This window comes from Streptomyces sp. NBC_01198, from assembly GCF_036010485.1.
Lineage (GTDB): Bacteria > Actinomycetota > Actinomycetes > Streptomycetales > Streptomycetaceae > Actinacidiphila.
On record NZ_CP108568.1, the window covers coordinates 7565710 to 7586135 of the forward strand.

The 20426-nt window shown below is 73.5% G+C and carries 17 protein-coding genes; 9 read left to right on the forward strand and 8 right to left on the reverse strand.

The window, feature by feature from the left end:
• The first annotated feature begins 107 nt into the window (after positions 1-107).
• From OG702_RS33630 to OG702_RS33645, 4 genes are all read left to right on the forward strand, one after another.
• Positions 108-1343, forward strand: a complete 1236-nt coding sequence (locus tag OG702_RS33630; RefSeq protein ID WP_442814668.1) for a cytochrome P450 — start codon at positions 108-110, stop codon at positions 1341-1343.
• Complete coding sequence (locus OG702_RS33635; protein ID WP_327292738.1) at positions 1340-1585, forward strand: ferredoxin; 246 nt, start codon at positions 1340-1342, stop codon at positions 1583-1585. The genes OG702_RS33630 and OG702_RS33635 overlap by 4 nt, the downstream gene beginning before the upstream one ends.
• Before the next feature lie 80 nt (positions 1586-1665).
• On the forward strand, positions 1666-2874 hold the full coding sequence (locus OG702_RS33640; RefSeq protein WP_327292739.1) for a cytochrome P450: 1209 nt from the start codon (positions 1666-1668) through the stop codon (positions 2872-2874).
• Positions 2875-2987: 113 nt separating this feature from the next.
• The gene (locus OG702_RS33645) at positions 2988-3707 is read left to right on the forward strand and encodes an SDR family NAD(P)-dependent oxidoreductase (protein ID WP_327292740.1); all 720 of its coding nucleotides are present in this window, start codon (positions 2988-2990) and stop codon (positions 3705-3707) included.
• Positions 3708-3756: 49 nt separating this feature from the next.
• Here OG702_RS33645 and OG702_RS33650 read toward each other — a convergent pair whose 3' ends face one another.
• From OG702_RS33650 to OG702_RS33670, 5 genes are all read right to left on the reverse strand, one after another.
• Complete coding sequence (locus OG702_RS33650) at positions 3757-5772, reverse strand: FAD/NAD(P)-binding protein (RefSeq protein ID WP_327292741.1); 2016 nt, start codon at positions 5770-5772, stop codon at positions 3757-3759.
• Between the two features lie 44 nt (positions 5773-5816).
• A complete protein-coding gene (locus OG702_RS33655) occupies positions 5817-6644 on the reverse strand; it encodes a 2-oxo acid dehydrogenase subunit E2 (protein ID WP_442814669.1) in 828 nt (275 codons plus the stop codon).
• Between the two features lie 158 nt (positions 6645-6802).
• Positions 6803-7861 carry a 3-oxoacyl-ACP synthase III family protein gene (locus tag OG702_RS33660; RefSeq protein WP_327292743.1) on the reverse strand — a complete coding sequence of 353 codons (1059 nt, stop codon included), beginning with the start codon at positions 7859-7861 and terminating at the stop codon, positions 6803-6805.
• A gap of 5 nt (positions 7862-7866) precedes the next feature.
• Positions 7867-8436 carry an allene oxide cyclase barrel-like domain-containing protein gene (locus OG702_RS33665; protein ID WP_327292744.1) on the reverse strand — a complete coding sequence of 190 codons (570 nt, stop codon included), beginning with the start codon at positions 8434-8436 and terminating at the stop codon, positions 7867-7869.
• Between the two features lie 164 nt (positions 8437-8600).
• Positions 8601-8828 carry an acyl carrier protein gene (locus OG702_RS33670; RefSeq protein ID WP_327292745.1) on the reverse strand — a complete coding sequence of 76 codons (228 nt, stop codon included), beginning with the start codon at positions 8826-8828 and terminating at the stop codon, positions 8601-8603.
• A gap of 431 nt (positions 8829-9259) precedes the next feature.
• Between OG702_RS33670 and OG702_RS33675 the strand changes: the two genes are divergently transcribed.
• The gene (locus tag OG702_RS33675; RefSeq protein WP_327292746.1) at positions 9260-10036 is read left to right on the forward strand and encodes an AfsR/SARP family transcriptional regulator; all 777 of its coding nucleotides are present in this window, start codon (positions 9260-9262) and stop codon (positions 10034-10036) included.
• Positions 10037-10131: 95 nt separating this feature from the next.
• On the opposite strand, the gene OG702_RS33680 is transcribed toward OG702_RS33675, so the two are convergent.
• Complete coding sequence (locus OG702_RS33680; RefSeq protein WP_327292747.1) at positions 10132-10953, reverse strand: SAM-dependent methyltransferase; 822 nt, start codon at positions 10951-10953, stop codon at positions 10132-10134.
• A 539-nt stretch (positions 10954-11492) separates the two neighbouring features.
• Between OG702_RS33680 and OG702_RS33685 the strand changes: the two genes are divergently transcribed.
• Entirely contained in the window at positions 11493-12101 is a 609-nt protein-coding gene (locus OG702_RS33685) for a TetR/AcrR family transcriptional regulator (RefSeq protein WP_327292748.1), read from the forward strand.
• 18 nt (positions 12102-12119) lie between these two features.
• Here the strand turns inward: OG702_RS33685 and OG702_RS33690 are convergent, their stop codons facing one another.
• Positions 12120-13280 carry an LLM class flavin-dependent oxidoreductase gene (locus OG702_RS33690; protein WP_327292750.1) on the reverse strand — a complete coding sequence of 387 codons (1161 nt, stop codon included), beginning with the start codon at positions 13278-13280 and terminating at the stop codon, positions 12120-12122.
• Positions 13281-13764: 484 nt separating this feature from the next.
• On the opposite strand from OG702_RS33690, the gene OG702_RS33695 reads away from it, so the two are divergent.
• Positions 13765-16608: a helix-turn-helix transcriptional regulator gene (locus OG702_RS33695; RefSeq protein WP_327292751.1), complete on the forward strand. Its 2844-nt coding sequence runs from the start codon at positions 13765-13767 to the stop codon at positions 16606-16608.
• A 67-nt stretch (positions 16609-16675) separates the two neighbouring features.
• Here the strand turns inward: OG702_RS33695 and OG702_RS33700 are convergent, their stop codons facing one another.
• Entirely contained in the window at positions 16676-17467 is a 792-nt protein-coding gene (locus tag OG702_RS33700; RefSeq protein ID WP_327292752.1) for an AfsR/SARP family transcriptional regulator, read from the reverse strand.
• A 454-nt stretch (positions 17468-17921) separates the two neighbouring features.
• On the opposite strand from OG702_RS33700, the gene OG702_RS33705 reads away from it, so the two are divergent.
• Positions 17922-19133 carry a cytochrome P450 gene (locus OG702_RS33705; protein WP_327292753.1) on the forward strand — a complete coding sequence of 404 codons (1212 nt, stop codon included), beginning with the start codon at positions 17922-17924 and terminating at the stop codon, positions 19131-19133.
• A gap of 200 nt (positions 19134-19333) precedes the next feature.
• A complete protein-coding gene (locus OG702_RS33710) occupies positions 19334-20422 on the forward strand; it encodes an alanine racemase (protein ID WP_327292754.1) in 1089 nt (362 codons plus the stop codon).
• The last annotated feature ends 4 nt before the right edge of the window (positions 20423-20426 follow it).

A 20426-nucleotide genomic window follows, 5' to 3' on the forward strand; every position in this document is an offset into this window, starting at 1 on the left:
CACCGCATGGCCGAAACCCGCGCACCCCCGCGGGCACGCAAGGCCCGCTTTAGAGGTGCCGCCGATCCTGGGAGCCATTTGCGATCGGCTTCAGCATGGAGGCACTCGTGACCGACACCGCCGACTCGGCCGCACCGACCGAGGACACGGCAGAACTCCCCGGCTTTCCGATGCCCCGCCGGTGTCCGTTCGACCTCAACGAGCAATACGCCGAGCTGCGCGAGGAGGCGCCGATCACCCCGGTGGCCCTCGCCAGCAGCCGGGACGCCTGGCTGGTGACCAGCCATGAGCACGTCCGCACGCTCTTCCTGGACCCGCGGCTCAGCGCGGACGGCACTCACCCGACCTTCCCCATCCTCGCGCCGCGCCGGAAGTCCTTCGACGAGCAGGCCAAGGGCTTCCTGCCGTGGATGGACCCGCCGGAGCACACCCGCTACCGGCGGATGCTCATCAACGAGTTCACCGTGCGCCGGATCCGGGCCATGCGGCCGCGGGTGCAGGCCGTCGTGGACGCCTGCATCGACCGGATGCTGGCCGGGCCGCGCCCGGCCGACCTGGTGCAGGCGCTGGCCCTGCCGGTGCCCTCGCAGACCATCTGCGACGTGCTCGGCGTCCCCTACGAGGATCTGGACCACATCCAGGACCGCGCACAGGTGATGGTCAGCAAGGTGCACCCGCCCGAGGAGCGCGCCGCCGCCCTGCGCGACCTGCGCACCTACCTCGGCGAGCTGCTGCACCGCAAGGCCGCGGAGCCCGCCGACGACACCCTCAGCCGGCTGGTGGCCCGGCACCGCGCGGCCGGCGCGGACGACCACGACCACCTCACCGGCCTGGCGCTGCTCATCCTCATCGGCGGCTACGAGAGCACGGCGAGCACGATCGCGCTGGGCACCGTGGCGCTGCTGGCACACCCCGAGCAGGCAGACGCGCTGCGCGCCGACCCGTCCCTGGCGCCCAAGGCCGTCGAGGAACTGCTGCGGTTCTTCAGCGTCGCCGACAACGTCACCAGCCGGGTGTCGCTGGAGGACGTCGAGATCGGCGGCGTGACGATACGCAAAGGCCAGGGCGTGCTGCTGTCCAACGCCGCAGCCAACCGCGACGCCGCCGTCTTCCCCGAGCCGGAGACGCTCGACGTCCACCGCGACGCCCGCCAGCACATGGCCTTCGGCTACGGCATCCACCAGTGCCTGGGCCAGAACCTGGCCCGGCTCGAACTCGACGTCGTCTTCAGCACCCTGCTCGAACGGGTGCCGGGGCTGCGGCTCGCGGTGCCCGTGGACGACCTGCCGTTCAAGGACGACGCCATCATGTACGGCATCCACGAACTGCCGGTGACCTGGTGACCGCCCCCGCCGGCCGGCCGCCGGCCACCGTGCAGCGCGCCCATGTGGACCGCGACGTCTGCGTCGGGGCGGGCCAGTGCGTGCTCGCCGCGCCCGAGGTGTTCGACCAGAGCGACGAGGACGGCCTGTCGTACGTGCTGGTCGACCGGGTGCCCGCGGAGCTGGCGCCGGCGGTGCGCGACGCGGCCGTCCGCTGCCCTGCAAGGGCCGTCCGGCTCGAAGCCGGGAGCGCCGACCGATAGCCCACCGGCCCGTCCCCGGCCTGGACCCGTCCCGGCCGCCCCCCGCCCGAGGACCAAGCCCCCGTCTGGAGGCCCTTCACGTGACCGACACCGCCGACGCTCCCGGACCCCCGTCCTACCCGATGCCGCGCACCTGCCCGTTCGCGCTGCCCGAGCAGTACGCCCGGCTGCGCGAGGAGCAGCCGCTGGCCCGCGTCCGCCTGCCCACCGGGCGGGAGGCGTGGCTGGCGACCCGCTACGAGGACGTACGCCGGCTGTTCACCGACGCCGACCTCAGCGCCGACCGGGTGCACCCCGGCTTCCCCGCGCTGCTCAGCGGCCAGCAGGCCATCGACCGCAGGGGCTTCCTGCCGTGGATGGACCCGCCGGAGCACACCACCTACCGGCGGATGGTGATCAGCGAGTTCACCGTCCGCAAGGTGGAGACGCTGCGGCCCGCGGTGACCGCCACCGTGCAGGAGTGCCTGGACCGGATCCTGGCCGGACCGCGCCCGGTCGACCTGGTGCAGGAACTGGCCCTGCCCGTCCCCTCGTTGACCATCTGCGAGCTGCTGGGCGTGCCGTACGCCGACCGGGAGGTCTTCCAGTCCCGGGCACAGCTGATGACCGACCGCAACACCAGCGGACCCGACCGGCTCACCTCGCTGGTGGAGCTGCGCGCCTTCCTGCACGGCCTGGTGCTGCGCCGGCAGTCCGACCCGCAAGGGGACCTGCTCAGCCGGCTGGCGGTGAAGTACCGCGAGGCGGGCGTGGAGGACGCCGAGCACCTGACCGGGATGGCGCTGCTCATCCTGGTGGCGGGCCACGAGACCACCGCCAACATGATCGCGCTGGGCACCGCCTACCTGATCGAGCACCCCGAGCTGAGGGAGGCGCTCATCAAGGACCCCTCGCAAGTGCCGCGGGCGGTCGAGGAGATGCTGCGCTACTTCAGCATCTCCGACCACTCCACCGGCCGGGTGGCGCTGGCCGACATCGAGGTCGGCGGCATCACCATCGAGGCAGGTGAGGGCGTGCTGCTGTCCAACGCCGCCGCCAACCGCGACGCCCGCGCCTTCGACCGCCCCGAGGAGTTCGACCCGCATCGCGAGTCGCCCTCCCATGTGGCCTTCGGCTACGGCATCCACCAGTGCCTGGGGCAGAACCTGGCCCGGCTGGAACTGGACGTCGTCTTCACCGCCCTGCTTGCCCGGCTGCCGGACCTGCAACTGGCCACGCCGCTGGCGGAGTTGCCGTTCAAGAACGACACCATCATGTACGGCCTGCACGAGCTGCCCGTCACCTGGTGACATCCGGTCGCCCCCGAAGGGCGCCGGCCGAGCACACGATCCGAGCACAGGACCCGGGCAAGACCTCCCGGGCGCACCGCCCGAGCACCGCAGCAGAGAGGGACACACAGCGCATGTCCAAGACCATCGCCGTTTTCGGAGCCGGCACCGGCCTGGGGCTGGGCGTCGCCCGGCGCTTCGGCCAGGAGGGCTTCCGTGTCGCGCTCGTCGCCCGTACGCAGTCCAAACTCGACGCACTACGCGCCGAGTTGGAGAACGAGGGCATCGAGGCGGACACCTTCGCCCAGGACCTGGCCGACCACAGTGCGCTCGCCGGCACTGTGGCGGCGATCAACGAGCGGTTCGGCCGGATCGACGTGACGGAGTACAGCCCCGCAGGCATCGCCGAGCGGCCGGTCGCCACCCTCGACCTCGACCTCGAAGGGCTGCAGCCGCAGCTCGACGTCCGGCTGCTCGCACCGATCCGCCTGGTGAACCTGGTGCTGCCGCAGATGCTCGAACGCGGCGACGGCGCCCTGCTGTTCGGCCTGGGCGCGGCCGGCACCAACCCGCTGTCGTTCATGAGCAACGTCGGCATCGCCTTCGCGGGCCTGCGCAACTACCTCAAGACGCTCAACGAGTCGCTGGCCCCCAAGGGGGTCTACGCCGGCGGCCTGACCATCGGCGCGCTCATCGAACTCAGCGAGGCCCAGCGCCAGTTCGACGGTCGCCCGACCAGCGCGGAAGCGGTCGGCTTCCAGCCGGAGCGGGTCTGGCCGAAGGACCTCGCGGACACCTTCTGGGACATGTACGTCAAGCGTGACCGCTACGAGGACTCGGTCGGCACCTACTGACACGCCGGGCCGCGGCGGGCAGCGCCCGCCGCGGCCCAGGCGCCTTCCGTCAGCCGGCCTGCTGCCCCGCCCGCCCGGCGGCCGCGGGTGCCTGCGCACCCAGCCGCAGCATCGAGCGGACCATGGCGTCGCAGCGCATGAACCCGATCGGGTTGAGCCGGGGGAAACCGGCCGGTCCGAAGCCCGCCGTCCACGCGCCCACCGCGAACAGCCGCGGATGGGCGCTGCCGTCGGCGGCCAGTACCCGCTGGTCGGTGGCGTGCACGGCGAGTTTGCCCGAGCTGTACGCCGGCTGCCCCGGCGCGTCACGCAGCTGTTCCTCGGTGCACGCCCCGCGCGCGTACAGCCGCCGGATCAGCGCGTCACTGTTGCGCACCACGCTGGCGGTCGGCAACCGCGCTTCCAGCAGCGCCGTCCCCGCCACCTCGCCGGGCGCGTTGACGCCCCGGGCGAGGAAGACCCCGCGGCCGGCGTCGGGCACGACCTCCAGGCCGCCGCCGAGGAAGCGCACCACCCCGGCCCGGCCGAGGGCCAGCAGCTGTTCGGCGCGCGGCCCGGGCGGGCCGCTGCCGATGTAGCCGAAGAAGTCGTGGAACCACGGGTCGAGTTCCCTGGTACGCGACCGCGCCGACAGCCGGTTGGAGCTGAGGAGCTGGAAGATCGGCCCCATGCTGTTCATCAGCGCGTGGATCGCGGCGAGATCCTGGCTGTGGCGCTGGTCGCCGCGCCGCGCCAGGTCGGCCGCGACATGGCCGAGGATCAGCTCGTGCAACTGCTCGGCGCTGTCGACCTGGACCCCTTCCAGCGGATACTCCAGCGCCGGCAGGTCAAAGCGGTCCGCGGGATCGGGCACGGTCTCCGCGATCACCGCGTCGACCCGGGCCCGGTCGCCGGGCTGCCTGCCGCCCAGCAGCTCGAAGATGCCGGCGACCTCGGCCCAGGGACGGGTCACCCGGTCGGGGTGGCCGGTGAACAGCTCCTGGTAGTGGGCCAGTTCCATCTCCGCGTGGATCAGCGGGCGGATGTCGATCCCGAAGTCCACCGGCTCGGCCCGGGCGATCAGCTCCTTGGCGACCTGCGCGGTCAGGAAGTGCGGTGCGGGCTTGTCGCCGAGCAGCTGGCTGTAGCCGAGCTTGCTCCGGTACGGCACCCCCCGCCGCGAACCCGCGTAGAGCACCGGTTCGCGGCCGGAGGGCACGTACTGCAGGGTGCCGTCCGGGTCCCGGGTCCACGAGCCGCCGCGGCCCTCGGTCAGCAGCACCACGTAGTCGACGAACGACAGCGCCAGACCGCGGACGATGACCGACTCGCCCGGCCGCAGCACGTCCAGGTCGGCGTCGGCGGCGTACTGGGCGGGCAGGTAGGTCAGGCCGTGCTCCTGCGCGAAACGGGCGAGTTCGCGGGCCGGCGGCGCCGGTTCCACGTCGTGGTGGCCCTGCGCCAGCAGCACCGCGTCGGCGGCCAGCTCGACGCCGGAGTCCAGCCGTACGGTCGTACGGTCCTCGGCGTCGACCAGCTCGACCGCGGTGCCGGTGTGGGTGACCACCTCGACGTTGGCCGGCGCGCCGGCCACCAGCCGCCGCACCACGCTGGACAGGTACGCCGCCAGGGTGCGGCGCGAGGGGTAGAAGCGCGGGTGCGCCCTGGCCGCCTCGTCGGCCACCACCGGGTCGGCCAGCTCCTCAGGGCCGGCCGCACGGGCCCAGTCCAGGATCGCAGGACCGGGCGGCTTGGGACCCTCGCAGGCCATGTTCTCGTCCGGGAAGACGGTGATCGCCGCCATCGGGGTGTTGGCCCACATCAGGGCCGACTGCTCCTGCCGCCAGACCCGCCCCCCGCCGTGCGGGTGCGGGTCCACCAGGTGCACGCGCACCGGGCGGTCGGGCACCAGGTCCGGGATGTTGGCGCAGATCCGCTCCAGCAGCGAGGTGCCCGCGGGCCCCGCCCCGACGACTACCACGGTGAAGGGCGGCGCGCCGCCGGTATCGGGCACGCCCGCCGTTCCCGGGCGCTCCGCCGTGTCCGTTCTGCCGGCGACGTCCGTGTCCGTGTCTGCCGTGTTCACCGTGTCCCCCATGTCCGCGAGGTCCGCCTTTCGTCGAGCGCCGGTCAGCTGGTGCGGGCGGAGCCCGACGGGAGGTCGGCGAGTGCGCCGGTGGCCGGTCCGGCCGGGAGGTCGTCCGGCGGGTACCCCTCCAGGCCCTCCTTGATCGCGGTGAGCAGGTCGGCCGCCTCCGCCCCGTCGATCACCCGGTGGTCGAAGGCCAGGTTCAGCCGCATCACCGGGGCGACGGCGAGTGCGCCGTCCCGTACCACGGGGCGGTCGGCTATCTGCCCGACGCCCAGGGTGACGGTGGTCCCGCCGACCGAGTGGAAGCCGTTGACCGGGCGGTGGCCCAGCGAGGTGATCGCCACCGTGCCCAGGGTCTGCGGGCGGCGCCGCAGTGAGCGCATGGTGAGCCGGAAGAGGGGCAGCCCCACGAAGCGCGGCAGCTTGTGCAGCACCCGGACCGCGCCGAACTCCGCCATCGTCTGCGGGTCGCCGTCCCGGAAGTGCGAGATCCGCTGCTGGATGTCGGGCAGGCCCGCGGTGTCCACGTCGGGCACCACCGTCGCCAGCACCACCCGGTGCCCGTCGAGCGTCTTGTCCAGGGTGACCTTCGCGTGCACGCCCTCGTAGCGGGCCAGCCGGGGCCACAGCCGCCCGCGCAGCGCCGCGTTGGCCTCCGGGTGCGCCGCCAGGGCCCGGCCGGTGGCCTGGGCGATGTAGCTGACCACCGAGAAGCCCGGGTGCGTGGCCCGGTGCGCCAGCACCCCCGCCATGTCGACGTCGGTGTCGAGGAAGACCGGCGAGAAGGCCCGGATGGCACCGGTGAAGTACTGCGTGTGCCGGCGCTGCCGGACCTCGGGACCGATCCTCACCGCCGCACCCCGCATCCGGTCGGGCCGACCGGTGTCAGGGCGCGGCCGGCCGGACGGCGCCGGGCGCCTGCCGCCGAGGCCGCGGGCGGCGCCAGCGGGCCGTGCGGCCCTGCCGGGCTCCGCGTCGTCGGATGAGCGTGCATCGTGGGTTCCCTTCGTCTCAGCGACTCGTCTCAGACCATCTCGACGGCGAAGCCGGCCTTGATCCACTTGCTCGACTCCACCGACACGCCCAGCGCGCGGTGGCCGGGGGAGATCTGCGCCAGCAGCTGTTCGAGCTGGAAGAACGGCGTGGCGTTGCCGTTGTTGCCGACGTCGCGGACGCAGGAGACCTCGGTCGCCGACGGCAGCGCCAGCAGGTCGACGATCTTGGTCGTCATCCGGCCGGACAGCTGCGGCGGCAGCAGGAAGTCGATCTCGTCGCGGTCCCAGCCGGTCTCGTCCAGCAGGTCGTCGAGGATCTCGGCGGCCATCACCGGCACCGACTGCTCGATCGCCTTGTAGTCCTCCTCGGCCGGTGTGCGCGCCGAGTCCCGGTCGGACGGCCCGAACCAGTGCACGGTCTGCCCCGGCGCGCGGTCCAGACCCGTCAGCTGGGTGAACAGCCGGCGCATGGCCAGCGATCCGGGCACCGGCTGGGCGTCAAGCACCATCGCGCCCGCCCCGTCACCGAACAGCACGTAGTGCACGAGGTGTTCGGGCGGCAGGGTGGCGAAGTCGACGTCGAAGTCGTAGAAGCGGGCCGTCACGTCGCCGCCGAGCACCAGCGCGTTGCGGTACGCGCCGGTCGACAGCAACTGCTGCGCCACGTGCATCGCCTGGAACGCGCCCGTGCAGCCGGACTGCAACTGGTAGGTGGGTACGCCGTTGACGCGCAGCCGGTCGGCGACCACGTTGACGGTGGCGGGCATCAGCGCGTCCGGGGACGCGGTGCCCATCACCACCAGGTCGACCTGCTCCGGCGCGAGCCCGGCCCGCTCCAGCGCCCGGCGGCCCGCGGTCTCGCACAGGTCGGCCAGGGTGGCGGCCTGCTTGCCGCTGTCCAGGTCGATGGCCAGGTGGCGGGTCCTGGTGCCGATGAAGGTGTCGACCCACTCCTCCCACTGGCCAGGCATCCGCAGCCGCTGCCCGAGCGTGGCGTTGTCGATGGCGGGCCCCGGCAGGGCGGTGCCGACCGACCTGATGTGGGCGGCGCCGGTGCCCGGCGCGGCGTTCGCGGTCAGGGCGCTCATCGCCGTCAGCCGCACAACGTGATCTCGACCTGTGCGATCTCGCTCGGCACCGGCGGGTTGGACAGCGGCGGCAGCAGGCGCCAGCGGCGGTAACCCTGCTTTCCGGCGAACTCGCCGCCGGTGCCCGAGGCCTTGAAGTCCAGCCACTTGCCGCCGATCATCCCGTTGCGGTCCAGCCGCGTCCCGGTGTCGCTCAGGGTGCCCTGCGGGAGCTGCACCGTCTCCTGGTAGTCCGTCAGCAGGTGCCCGTCGGACGGCCGGATCGCCACGATCGTGACGTAGCCGAGCGCCTTGCCGACCACCGAACCGCCGGTGCCGAAGATGGTGTCGGTGTAGACGGCGGTGTCGCCGACCTTCTGCATCGGCGGGCTGGTGCCGTCGGCGCCCGAACCCACCGTGTCGTACTTGACGGTCTGCTCGGTGATACCTCGCACGTTCACGCACGACCCGTGCCGGCCGCCGAGGCCGACCGCCGCGCTGGCGGTGGACGACTCGGACACCACGGCGACCGAACAGCCGAGCAGTGCCGTGGCCAGGGCGATGTGTGTACGACGACGGGCTGACCAGAGCCTCATGAACATCCTTAGGACGGGCCGGTTCCAGTCCGGCGGGCGGCGTTCGGACACGAGCGGGCGCGGTCGGCCGCGGGGCGCGCTGCGGCGACCGGCGGTCCGCCCGTCCATGGTCGAAGCGGCGGCTTGGGCAGACCTAAAGCGGACCGGAGCGGTGATCGGGGCGCTCAGCCGCCGACGGCCAGCGTGTAGATGTCGCCCAGCGTCGGCGCCTCGAGCACCGCGGGCAGCGGCACGCGCCGGCCGGTCTCACGCTCAAGCACCGCCAGCAGCGACAGCAGGTGGACCGAGTCCCAGCCGGGCACCTGGTCCAGGTCCACCGCGGCGTGCGCGCTGGTCACCGGAAGGCCGATCTCGTCACGTACCAGCGTGAGGAATTCGTCGATGTCGTTCACCGGAGGCGTCCTCCACAACCAGGGCGGTGGGCATGATCGACGGCAGCTTGGGCGAAGGGCCTTGGGCGGTACTGAAGCCGCAGCCCGCGGCGGCTTGCGGAGCACGCCGGTCCGGAACGCGTATACGCATCTCGAACGGACGTAGGTACTTTCTCGGATGTGGCCCCGCCGGGCGGTCTGCCATGGTGTTTCCGGCAACCCGCGGCGCCCGGAGACGGCCGGCCGGGTCGCCGCAGCGCGGGGGTCGGCCCCCGCGCCGGGAGAGCGGACCGGACCCCCGACGAGGACGTCGCGGGGTCCCTGCACGGCGGAGCGGGGCACCGGCGGTACGCCTCGCACCGCAACAGACCACCGTTCGCGGGGCGCAGGTTAGCCGAAGCGGGGGACGCCGCCGGCGCTGTTTGCACGCCCTGGACCGTCAGGAGTGCGCTATGAGATTCGAGATGCTGGGCAGTCTGCGCGCCGTCACCGGAGAAGGACCGGAGTCGGTCAGCGCGCCGAAGGTCGAGACGCTGCTTTCCGTGCTGCTCATCCGGGCAGGTCAGGTCACCTCGACCACCCGACTGGCCGACGAGATATGGGGCGACCGCCCGCCGCGCCGCTTCACCGCCGCGGTGCACGTGTACGTCTACCAGGTGCGCAAGTCCCTTGCGTCCTGGTCGGGTTCGGCCGAGGACGAGGACGAGCGGCTGACCACCCGCCCGGGCGGGTACGTGCTGCGGGTCGACCCCGGCGAGCTGGACGTGGTGGACTTCCGCGAGCTCGCGGCCGACGGGTGGGCCCACGCGGCCGCCCGCCGCCACGAGGCCGCCTCCCGCTCCTTCGCCCGGGCGCTGTCACTGTGGCGCGGCCCGGTGCTCGACGGGCTCGGCGGCGGTCCGATCGTGGAGGAGTTCGTGCGCTGGGCGGAGGAGGCCCGGCTGGAGTGCGAGGAGCTGCGGATCGAGCAGGAGCTGGCACTGGGCCGCTACGAACGCCTGATCACTCCGCTGCGCGCCCTCACCGCCGAGCACCCGCTGCGGGAGGGCTTCGCCCGCCAGCTGATGCTGGCGCTGCACCTGGCCGGCCGCTCCTCGGAGGCCCTCACCACCTACCGCGAGGTCAGCCGCACCATCGACCGCGAGCTCGGGCTCGAACCCGGCCGCGGCCTGCGGGAGTTGTACGCCACGGTCCGCGACGGCGACCAGCCGCTGGCGCCCGTGGCCTGAGCGACGCCGCGGCCTGAGCCGCGGACAGCAGCGGGCCGGACGGCGCTCACGCCGTCCGGCCCGCTCCGTGTGCGGCGGGCCGCGGGGAGGCGCGGCTACACGGTCCTCGTCGCCGTGGCCAGCCCGCCGTTCGGGCGGCCGGTCACCGCCCGGCCGTAGTCGGCGGCGGCCTGGGCGCGGTCGTGGAGCGAGGGCGCCCAGCCGTGCTCGGCCAGCCACTCCAGGGTGTGGTCGCCGAGGCCGCCCTTGACCAGCTCGTTGAGCTTGCGCAGCGCGGGCACCGCCTTCGCCTCGGTGGCGGCCGACGCGCGGCCGGTGTTGGCGTGCTCGAAGGTGATGCGGCTGCCGGCCGGGGACAGCGCGCCGATCTTTTCGAGCAGCGCGGCCGCCTCCTCGGCGCTGAGGTAGATCAGCAGCCCCTCCAGCAGCCACACGGTTCGCACCGCGGGGTCGTAGCCGGCCGCCTTGAGGTCGTCCTCCCATGCCCCGCGCAGGTCGGCGGGAACGGGGGTGCGCACGCAGGCCGCCTTGGCGCCCCCGGCGTCCAGCACCTCCTCCTTGAAGTCCAGCACCTCGGCGAGGTCCACTTCGAATATCCGCGTCTCCGGCGGCCACTCCAGCCGGTAGGCCCGCATGTCCACGCCCGCGCCGAGGATCACCACCTGCCGGCAGCCGGCCGCCGCGGACTCGGTGAGGTAGTCGTCGAAGAAACGCGTCCTGATGACCACGTTGAACTCGATGACCGCCTTCCACGCCGCCAGTTCAGGCGTCGGCTCTTCGGCCGCCGGCTCGTCGCCGAGTGCGGCCTGCAGGAAAACCCGGGCGAACGGGTCGTCGAATAACCGGTCCGCGCGGGCGGATTCGTTCGCCCGGACCTGCGCGACTTCGATGGCGGTGCGTGCCAGACCTGAACGCATTCGTAATCCTCCGGAAAGGGACGGGGAGTAAGAGGGGGAAGGCACGGGCGGGGCAGGAGAGGGAATGCCCGCGCCGGGACGGGAATACCGGAATAGCCACGGCTTGCGGGATGCCGGGGCAGGGAGGCAGAGCCGTACGGCGCCCTGCCGCCTACGACGGCGTGGTGCTCGGGGTGGCGCGGCGCGGGCGCCGCGGTGTTCCGGTACGAGGCGGTGGCCGGTGTGGCGGCCGGTCGAGTGCCGATGGGTGCCCGCGGGACCGGCCTGCGGCAGTGGTGCGGGCGCGACGCGCCGCACGACCGCCGGGGCCGGGCGCCTGAGGTGCACCGCCGGGCGTCTTCGCCCGGACGATCCGCACGGGCGGCGGGCTACCGACGATACAGGGACTGCCCCCGTTTACTCAAGGTCCGAGCTGAGAAGGCTCTTCGGGCGGGGTCCGTCTATCATGGGGACGAGCCGGACCGGCGTGATCGCCGGGCCGGCGGGCCCTCTCCAGCCCTTCCGACCCGTTCCGGAGCCACGCAGCAGGGGAAGTGCACATGACGCCCACCACCGGCACCGCGGGGCCCGCGACCCCGCGACCGATGCGGGCGGACGCGCGCCGCAACTACGAGCGGCTGCTGACCGAGGCCGGGCTGGCCTTCGCCGAGCACGGCGCGGACGCCTCGCTGGACGACATCGCCAAGCGTGCCGGTGTCGGCAACGCCACCCTCTACCGGCACTTCCCGAACCGGGAGACGCTCCTTGAGGCGGTCTACCGCGACGAGATCTCGCAGCTGCGCGACCTCGCCTACACCTCGGCGCCCGCCGAGGACGCCGGTGCGCAGGAGGCGGTCGACGCCCTCACCGGGTGGCTGCGGGCCTCGATGTCGCGCAGCGGCGCGCACAACGGGCTCAAGGGCCTGTTCGTCCTGGTGCTGCGGGACGAGGGTGCCGAGCTGGGCTCCTGGTGCCGGGAGACCATCACCTCGGCCGCCGGTTTCCTGCTGACCCGCGCGCAGCGCACCGGGGCGATCCGCCAGGATCTCGACGCACTGACGCTGCTGCGGCTGGTCAACGCGATCACCATCGCGTCGGAGCAGAGCGGCGGCCCCGACCAGGCCGAGCAGATGATGTCACTGGTCGTCGACGGGCTGCGGACCCGCTGACGGGTCGTACGCGAGCCGTCAGGCGCCGCCGGCACCGGCCCGGGTACCGCCCGCGGTGTCCGTGGCCGCGGTGTCCGTGCCCGCGGGGTCCGTGGCCGTGGTGTCCGTGTCCGTAGCGCCGGTGCTCGCGCCGTCCGTGTCCGCCCGGTCCGGGAGGAGCTCGTCGGCCAGGATCCGGTAGGAGCGGACCCGGGTCTCCAGGTCGTGCACCATCGTCAGCGCCATCAGCTCGTCCGCGCCGGTGGCGTCCAGCAGTTCCCGCGCCTTGGCACCTACCGTCTGCGGGCCGCCGACCAGGTGGGAGGCCAGTCGGTCCTGGACGAAGGCCGCCTCCTCGCGGGAGTAGGGGAACTTCGCGGCCTGCTCCGGTGTCGCGTGCAGGTCGCTGATGCCGCGGGTGCGCTGCAGCAGCGAGGTGAGCATCATCGGCCCGGCCTGCCACCGCGCCTCCTCGTCGGTCTCCGCCGCCACCACCATGGAGGAGATCACCACGTACGGCCGGCCCAGCACCGCCGACGGTCGGAAGCGCTCGCGGTACAACTGCACGGCCGCGGCGGCCAGGGTGGGGGAGAAGTGCTGGGCGAAGGCGAACGGCAGCCCGAGCAGGCCCGCCAGTTCGGCGCTGTAACCGCTGGAGCCGAGCAGCCACATCTCGGGGCTGGCGTCGAGCGCGGGCAGCGCGCGCACCGCGGGGTGGCCGCCGCCGGGCGCGTCGGTGGAGGCGGCGGACCCCTCGGACGGGCCGAAGTAGCTGAGCAGTTCGCCCAGTCGCCCGGTGAAGTCGTCGGCGTCGCCGGCCCTGCGCAGCGCGTGTGCGGTGATCCGGTCGGCACCGGGCGCCCGGCCGACCCCCAGGTCGATCCGGCCCGGGTGCAGCGCCTCCAGGGTGCCGAACTGCTCGGCTACGATCAGCGGGCTGTGGTTGGCCAGCATCACCCCGCCGGAGCCCACCCGCAGCCGCGAGGTGGCGCCGGCGATCAGCCCGATCAGCACCGGGGGCGAGCAGCTGGCGATGTTGTCGATGCCGTGGTGCTCCGCCACCCAGAACCGGTGGTATCCCAACGCGTCGACACGCCGGGCCAGTTCGACGGTCTCGCGCAGCGCGCGGGCCGGCGAGGAGTCGGCGAAGACGGGGGAGACGTCCAGGACGGACAGACGGGGGGCGGGGCGGGTGTTCATGCGGTCGGTCCTCCACGGGTGCGGAGCAGGGCCGGTACCAGCGGCGGTACCGGAGCGCAACGATACGGGGACTGTCCCCGTTAATGCAATCAAGGCGTTTAACCGGACGACTTTGGGCACTGTTACCGGTGTGTCGGGTGGGGTCCGCCGCGAAGTCGGAGTGTTCGCGCGGCTGACGCCGAGGGGGCGTCCTGCCGCGCCGGGGGAGGTGAGTGCGCTGCTGGACGGCCCTGCGAGGGTCCGGCGGCCGTTCCGCTTCCGCGACCGTGCCTGCTGTCGCAGTGCCGGTGTCCCTACCCCGGTGTGCCCTCCGCGGCCCTGTCACGCCCGCGCCGCGCGGCGGCTGAAAGCCGTTCAGGTATTTGACGCCCCGAGCGGCGATGATGTGCGGTGTTATCCTTCGTATGATTTTGGGAACATGTGACAACCTGCTGAATGGTCACTCTGTGAGCCGACCGCCGAACGTCGCATCGGAGGATTCGAGATGCTCTCCACCATCCCTGGTGAGTCGAGCCACGGCCGCACAATCCGCAGCAGCGAATATCGGCGATTAACGGGAATCCTCGAGGAGTTGGCGGAAGGCCACGGCTCCGTCACCGCGATTGCCGGTGACCCGGGAACCGGTAAGACCCGGCTGCTGACCGCGCTGAGCGACGAGGCCGAGCGGAAGGGGCTGGTGGTCCTGCGGGCCGGGTGCGGCGGCACGCTCACCGCCGGCCGGCCGTACCAGGCGTTCATCGAGGCGCTCGGCGGCTGGCGCGGCAGCCGGTCGATGGTGCTGCACCCCGCGGCGGCCCGGCTGGTGCAGTGCCTCACCGAGGGCTCGGAGGCCGGCGCCCAGGACGCAGACTGGTCGAAGTACGGCGGCGGTCGCTGCCGCTTCTACGCCGGGATGCGCCGGGAGCTCGCGGAGGCGCTGGCCGAGGCCGACCGCGGTGTCCTGCTGCTGCTCGACGACTTCCACGGCGCCGACCCGGGATCGGTCGACCTGGTGGAGACCCTGCTCGACTGGCCGGTGGAGGAGCCGCTCGCGGTGGTGGTCGCGCACCGGCCCCGGCAGAGCCCGCTGCGGCTGCACGCGCTGCTGGACCGCGGGTCGGAGACCGGCGCTCTGCGCCTGGTCGAACTGGGCGCGCTGTCGCTGCCGCAGAGCGCCGCGCTCCTCGACCTGCCGCTGCGCGCTCCCGAGCTGCGCGAACTGCACCGCCGCGGCGACGGGATACCGCTCTACCTGATCGCGCTGGCCGCCGCCGAGACCTGCCAGTCGGAGGTGCCGGCCTGGCAGCGCGTCAGCGCCCGGCTGCTGGCCGAGACCGAGGCGCTCGCCGACCGGGATCGCGACGTGCTGGCGGCCGCGGCCGTCCTGGGCGACCACTTCGACACCGACGCCGTCGCCCAGGCCGGCCGGATCCCTTTCGGCGAGGCGTGCGACAGCGTCGCCTCCCTCGTCCAGCACGACCTGATCCGCACCTCGGAGGAGGGCTCCCTGGTCTTCCGCCACCCGCTGCTGCGCCAGTGCCTCTACGAGGCGATGGACGCCTGCAAGCGCCGCGGCCTGCACCGCAGAGCGCTGAACTGCCTGAGCCGCCGCGGTGAGCCGCCGCTGGAACTGGTCCGGCACGTCGAGGGCGCAAGCAGCGAGATGGAGGCCGGGGACGCCGTCATCCTGGCCGCAGCGGCCGAGGAGGCGCTGCACCGCGACCGGCTGCGCGACGCGGGCCGCTGGCTGGCCATGGCGATGCGGCTGTCCCGGCAGGCCGGCGGCGGCGACGTGACCGCGCGGATACGCCTCCCGGTCGCACGGGCGCTCGCCGCCGAGGGCCGGCTCGCATCGGTGCGCGAGGTGCGGCGGGAGACCCTGCTCACCCTGCCGGCCGACGACCACGGCGAACGCGCTGCCGCCGTCGCCTGGTTCGCCACCGTCGAGACCCTGCTCGGCAACCCGGCCGAGGCCCGCTCGCTGGTCCACGGCGAGACCTACCGGCTGCGCGACCACGACGCACCGACCGCCGCGCGCCTGGGTGTCCAGCACGGACTGGCCCGCGCGCTACGGGGGTTGACGCCCCTGCCCGGCGAGCTGGAGGCGGTACTGCGGGACAGCGCGGCCGACCCGCACGCCCGCGGCGGCGCGCTGGCGCTGCGCGGCCTGACCGAGGCGCTGTCCGACGACCGCGCCCGCGCCGCCGCCACCTTGTCGGAGTGCGCCCGGGCCGTGGACGCCTCGCAGGACGAGGGCATCGGCCTCGGCCCCGAACGGCTCGGCGTCCTCGGCTGGGGCGAGGCGCTGATCGGTCGCTACAGCGCGGCCGCCGGGCATCTGGAGCGTGCCGTGGCGGCCGCCAGGAGCACCGGCGAGGTCCACCTGCTGACCATCCTGCTCACCGGGCTCGCCCTGGTGCGCTGCCGGCTGGGCGGCGTCGCGTCCGCGCACGAACTCGCCGGTGAGGCGCAGACCGTGGCCTCCGCCACCGGCGCCGCCGACCACGCGGGGCTGGCCCGGGTGATGAGCGCGACCTCCGGCGCCCTGCTGCGGATCCCGGACGTCGGCGGCATCACCGGCGACCTGGACGACCTGTGCGGGCCCGAGGCCTGGTGGCGCCCGCTGGCCGCGCTGCTGCTGGCCGACGCCGCCATGGTCAAGGGCGACCCCGGCACCGCGCAGGACCTGGTGCTCGCGGGCGGCGGCGGGGCGAACCTGCCGACCATGATCCCCGGCATGACCGCGCACGCCTACGAGGTCTTCGCCGCGGTGGCCGTGCACGGCGTGGACTGCGGCGAGGAGTGGGCCGAGCGGGCCGCCGCCGTCTCCGCTGACCTGCCCGCCGAGCGGGCCTACGTCCTGATGGCCGCCGGCCACGCCCGCGCCGACCGGTCCCCGGAGGCGCTGCGCGACTACGAGGCCGCCTTCGAGCTGTTCGCCGAGGCCGGCATGGTCTGCGAGCAGATGCGCGCCCTGCTCGCCGCCGCCCCGCACGCCGCCCGCACCGGCCAGGGCCCGCGGGCGCTGCGGATGCTGGACAACGCCGAACGGCTGGGCCGCCGGCACGGCGTGGTCGCGATGTGCGAGGAGGCCAGGCGCTGCCGCCGCGAACTCGCCGGCGACGGCCCCGCGGTGCTGTCCGGCGGCGGCACCGCCGCGCTGGGCGAACTCACCCAGCGCGAACGGCAGATCGCCCAGCTGGCCGGCGAGGGGCTCAAGACCCGTGACATCGCTGTCCAGTTGCACATCAGCCCGCGCACGGTGGGCGTCCACCTCACCCGGATCTACGCGAAGTTGAACGTCGGCTCGCGCGCCGCCCTGGCACGCCTCATGGCCCAGGTGGCCTGACCCGCGGACGGCGGCGGCGTACTCGCGGAGGTCGCGAGTACGCCGCCGCCCTGTCCGGGCCCCCGCGTCACACCGCCGTGGGGACGTCGAGCGCCTGGTCCGAGGACAGGATCGCCTGGTGCAGGTCGCGCAACTGCTGCGCGGGCTCCAGGCCGAGGTCGGCCCGTAGCACCGCCCGCGCCGACCGATAGACCTGCAGCGCCTCCGCCCGCCGCTCCGAGCGGTAGAGCACCAGCATCAGCTGCCGGTAGAAGGTCTCCCGCAGCGGATGCCGGGAGGTGAGCGAGGTGAGCAGGTTGACCATCTCCCGGTGCCGGCCCAGCGCGATGCACGCCTCGACCATCAACTCCAGGCACTCCAGGCGTTCCTGCTCGACCCAGGTGGCCATTCCGGTGACAGCGGGTCCCTCGCCGAGTCCCTCGATCAGGGGACCCCGGTAGAGCGACAGCGCCGCCTCGAACGACGTGACCGCGGCCTCGTGCCGGCCGGACCGCAGTTGCCGGCGGCCACGCTGCGCGGCCTCCTGGAAGTCGTGCAGATCCAGGCCGCGTTCGCCGATGTGCAGCAGGTAGCCGGGCGCCCGCGTGACGAGCTCGCAGCCCGCCGCGGCCGCCCCCTCCTGCGTACCGGCGGCCGAGTTGAGGAACTTGCGCAGCTGGGACACGTACACGTGGAGCGAGGCGGCCGCCCGGCGTGGCGGGCTCTCACCCCACAACTCCACGGTGAGCTGTTCCTTGGACATCAGCCGGCCGGCTCTGATCAGCAGCGCGGTCAGCAGCACCTCCATCTTCGGGGCACTGGGTGAGAAGCTTCCCTTCGGTCCGCAGACCTGGAGCGGACCGAGTACCTCGAAGCGCATGGACACCTCCGTCTTCCGCTGTGCCGGGCGCGTCAGGGACCCCGGCGGACGTGCGCCTTGCGACCACTGTTGCCCGAGCGACGGGGCGGGCGCATCGTCAGAAGTGCCTACGGCGGTGAGAGCGGCCGGAACCGTACCTGCGCGCCTCCGCGCGGAACGGCGTGAAATCCCCCTTGGCTTAACGGCTCTTTTAGCGCCGGCTCGCACCCTCGGATGGTGACGACATCCCACGGTGCGTACACCGCACTCGCCCGTTGTGCCCGCATACTGCGAAAACGCCGCAGTCGCCCGCGTTCGCCCCGTTCCCCGGACGGATGTCCGCCATGCCGCACGGTCCCCGTGCGGCCTCCGGCAGCCGCCTGTTCCAGCCGTCGCGATCCCGCCACGCGCGCGCTGCCGCACCCCGCCCGCCGACCCGTCCACCGACTCGTCCGCCGATCCGGAGACCCCCGACATGTCTGACACGCTCGCACCGTCCTACCCGTCGCCGCGCGTCGACGGGCATCCGCTGGATCCCTCCCCCGTCCTGGGGAAACTGCGCGAGCAGGGCCCGGTCAGCCGGGTGCGGCTCTACGACGGCAGCCACGCGTGGCTGGTCACCCGGCACGCCGAGGCCCGCCAGGCACTGCGCGACGCCCGGCTCAGCGTGGACTCGCGCACGCCCGGCTTCCCGTTCCTGTCCGCGGCCCAGACCGAGATCCGCGACATGCCACCGACGTTCCCGCGGATGGACCCGCCCGACCACAGCGTCTTCCGGCGGCTGCTGGTACCGGAGTTCACCATCAAGCGGATGGAGGCGCTGCGCCCGCTGATCGAGTCCGACGTGGCGGTCATGCTCGACCGGCTGGAGGCGGCAGGTCCGCCCGGCGACCTCACCGCGCTGCTCACCCTGCCGCTGGCCTCGCTGGTCATCTGCCGGCTGCTCGGCATCCCGTACGAGGACGCGGAGTTGTTCCAGACCCGCGCCGCCGTGATGACCAACCAGACCGCCACCCCCGACGAGGTGCGCGCCGCGCGGATGGACATGCTCGGCTACCTCCAGGCGCTGCTGGCCCGCAAGGCCGAGGAGCCGGACGACGACCTGCTCAGCCGGATGGTGGCGCAGGAGGACGAGGCGGCCGGTGTGACCCGCCGCGACCTGGTGGGCGTCGCCATGATCCTGATGTTCGGCGGCCACGAGACCACCGCGCACAGCACCGCCCTCGGCGTCCTGGACCTGATGGACAACCGTGACCAGTGGGAGCTGCTGCGCGAGCGCCCCGGGCTGATCCCCGGCGCCGTCGAGGAACTGCTGCGGCACCACACCATCCTGGAGACGGGCCTGCCCCGGATCGCCAGGGCCGATCTGACCCTGGGCGGTGTCGACATCAGGTCCGGGGAGGGCGTCCTGGTCTCCCTGGTGGCCGCCAACCGCGACGAGGGCGCCTTCACCGACGCCGACCGGCTCGACGTCAGCCGCCCCGCCACCGCCAACCGCCACCTCGGCTTCGGCTTCGGGGTCCACCAGTGTCTCGGGCAGCCGCTGGCGCGGGTGGAGATGCAGGCGTCGCTGGCCGCGCTGCTGCGCCGCTTCCCCGGTCTGCGGCTGGTGAAGGAGCCCCGGGAGCTGGAGTTCCGCGGTCAGATGGCGGTCTACGGCCCCACGTCACTGCCGGTCACGTGGTGAGCGGGGCGCCGCCGAACTGACCCGCCTCGGTGGCCGTACGGCTCCCCGAGTGCCGCCCCGCGACCACCGGCCGGCCCCCCGGACGGCGTGGGCGGCGGCCTGTGACCCGGTCGCCGCCCCCGCCGCCCGGCTGCCCCGGCCACTGCCGGACCTGCGATGATCGCCCCGACAGCTTCGAGTGCGGGAGGCAGGAGATGGCGATGTCGCTGCCCGAAGGGCTGGCCACACCGGCGCTGATGGTCGACGTGGACGTCCTGGACCGGAACATCCGCCGAATGGCTGAGGCCTCGCTGTCCCAGGGCTTCGCGCTGCGGCCGCACGCCAAGACCCACAAGTGCCTGCAGATCGCGGACCGCCAGCTGCTGGCCGGTGCCCGCGGGCTGTCGGTGGCCACGATCAGCGAGGCCGAGGCGTTCGCCCGCGGCGGCGTGGACGACCTCTTCATCGCCTTTCCCGTCTGGCCTGACGCCGACAAGGCGCGCCGGCTGCGGCGGTTGGCGGACGAGGTCGCGCTGCGCGTCGGCGCCGAGTCGGTCGAAGGAGTACAGCGGCTGGGTGACGCGGTGCGCGGCAGCGCCAGGCCGGTGGAGGTGCTCGTCGAGGTCGACAGCGGGAACCACAGGACCGGGGTGCCGCCCGGCTCCGCCGGTGAGGTGGGCAAGGCCGCGATGGACGCGGGCCTGGCCGTCGCGGGTGTGTTCACCTTCCCGGGACACGGCTACGGTCACGACGCGCAGGCCCGCGAGCGCGCCGCCCGGGACGAGGAGCGGGCGCTGTCCGAGGCAGCGCGGACGTTGCGGGACCTCGGCCTCGACATCCAGGTGGTGAGCGGCGGGTCGACTCCCACGGTGGGCCGGTGGCAGCCGGGCCCGGTCAACGAGCTGCGTCCCGGTGTCTACGTCTTCAACGACGCCACCCAGCTGGCCCTCGGATCCTGTGGCGCCGACGACCTGGCACTGGCCGCCGCGGCGACGGTGATCAGCGTTCCCGCCCCGGACCGCTTCGTCCTGGACGTCGGCAGCAAGGTCCTGGGCGCCGACGCCTCCCCCTGGGTGACGGGCCACGGCTACCTCCCCCGTTTCCCGCAGGCGACCGTCGGCGGCCTGTGGGAGCACCACGCCGTCGTCGGGCTGCCTGCGGGCGTCGAGGGACCGCGGCTGGGCTCGGTGGTCGCCGTCGTCCCCAACCACGTCTGCACGCCGGTGAATCTCGCCGACGAGCTGGTGGTCGTCCAGGGCCGCGAGGTGGTCGACCGCTGGCCGGTGGCGGCGCGCGGCGCCAACACCTGAGCTC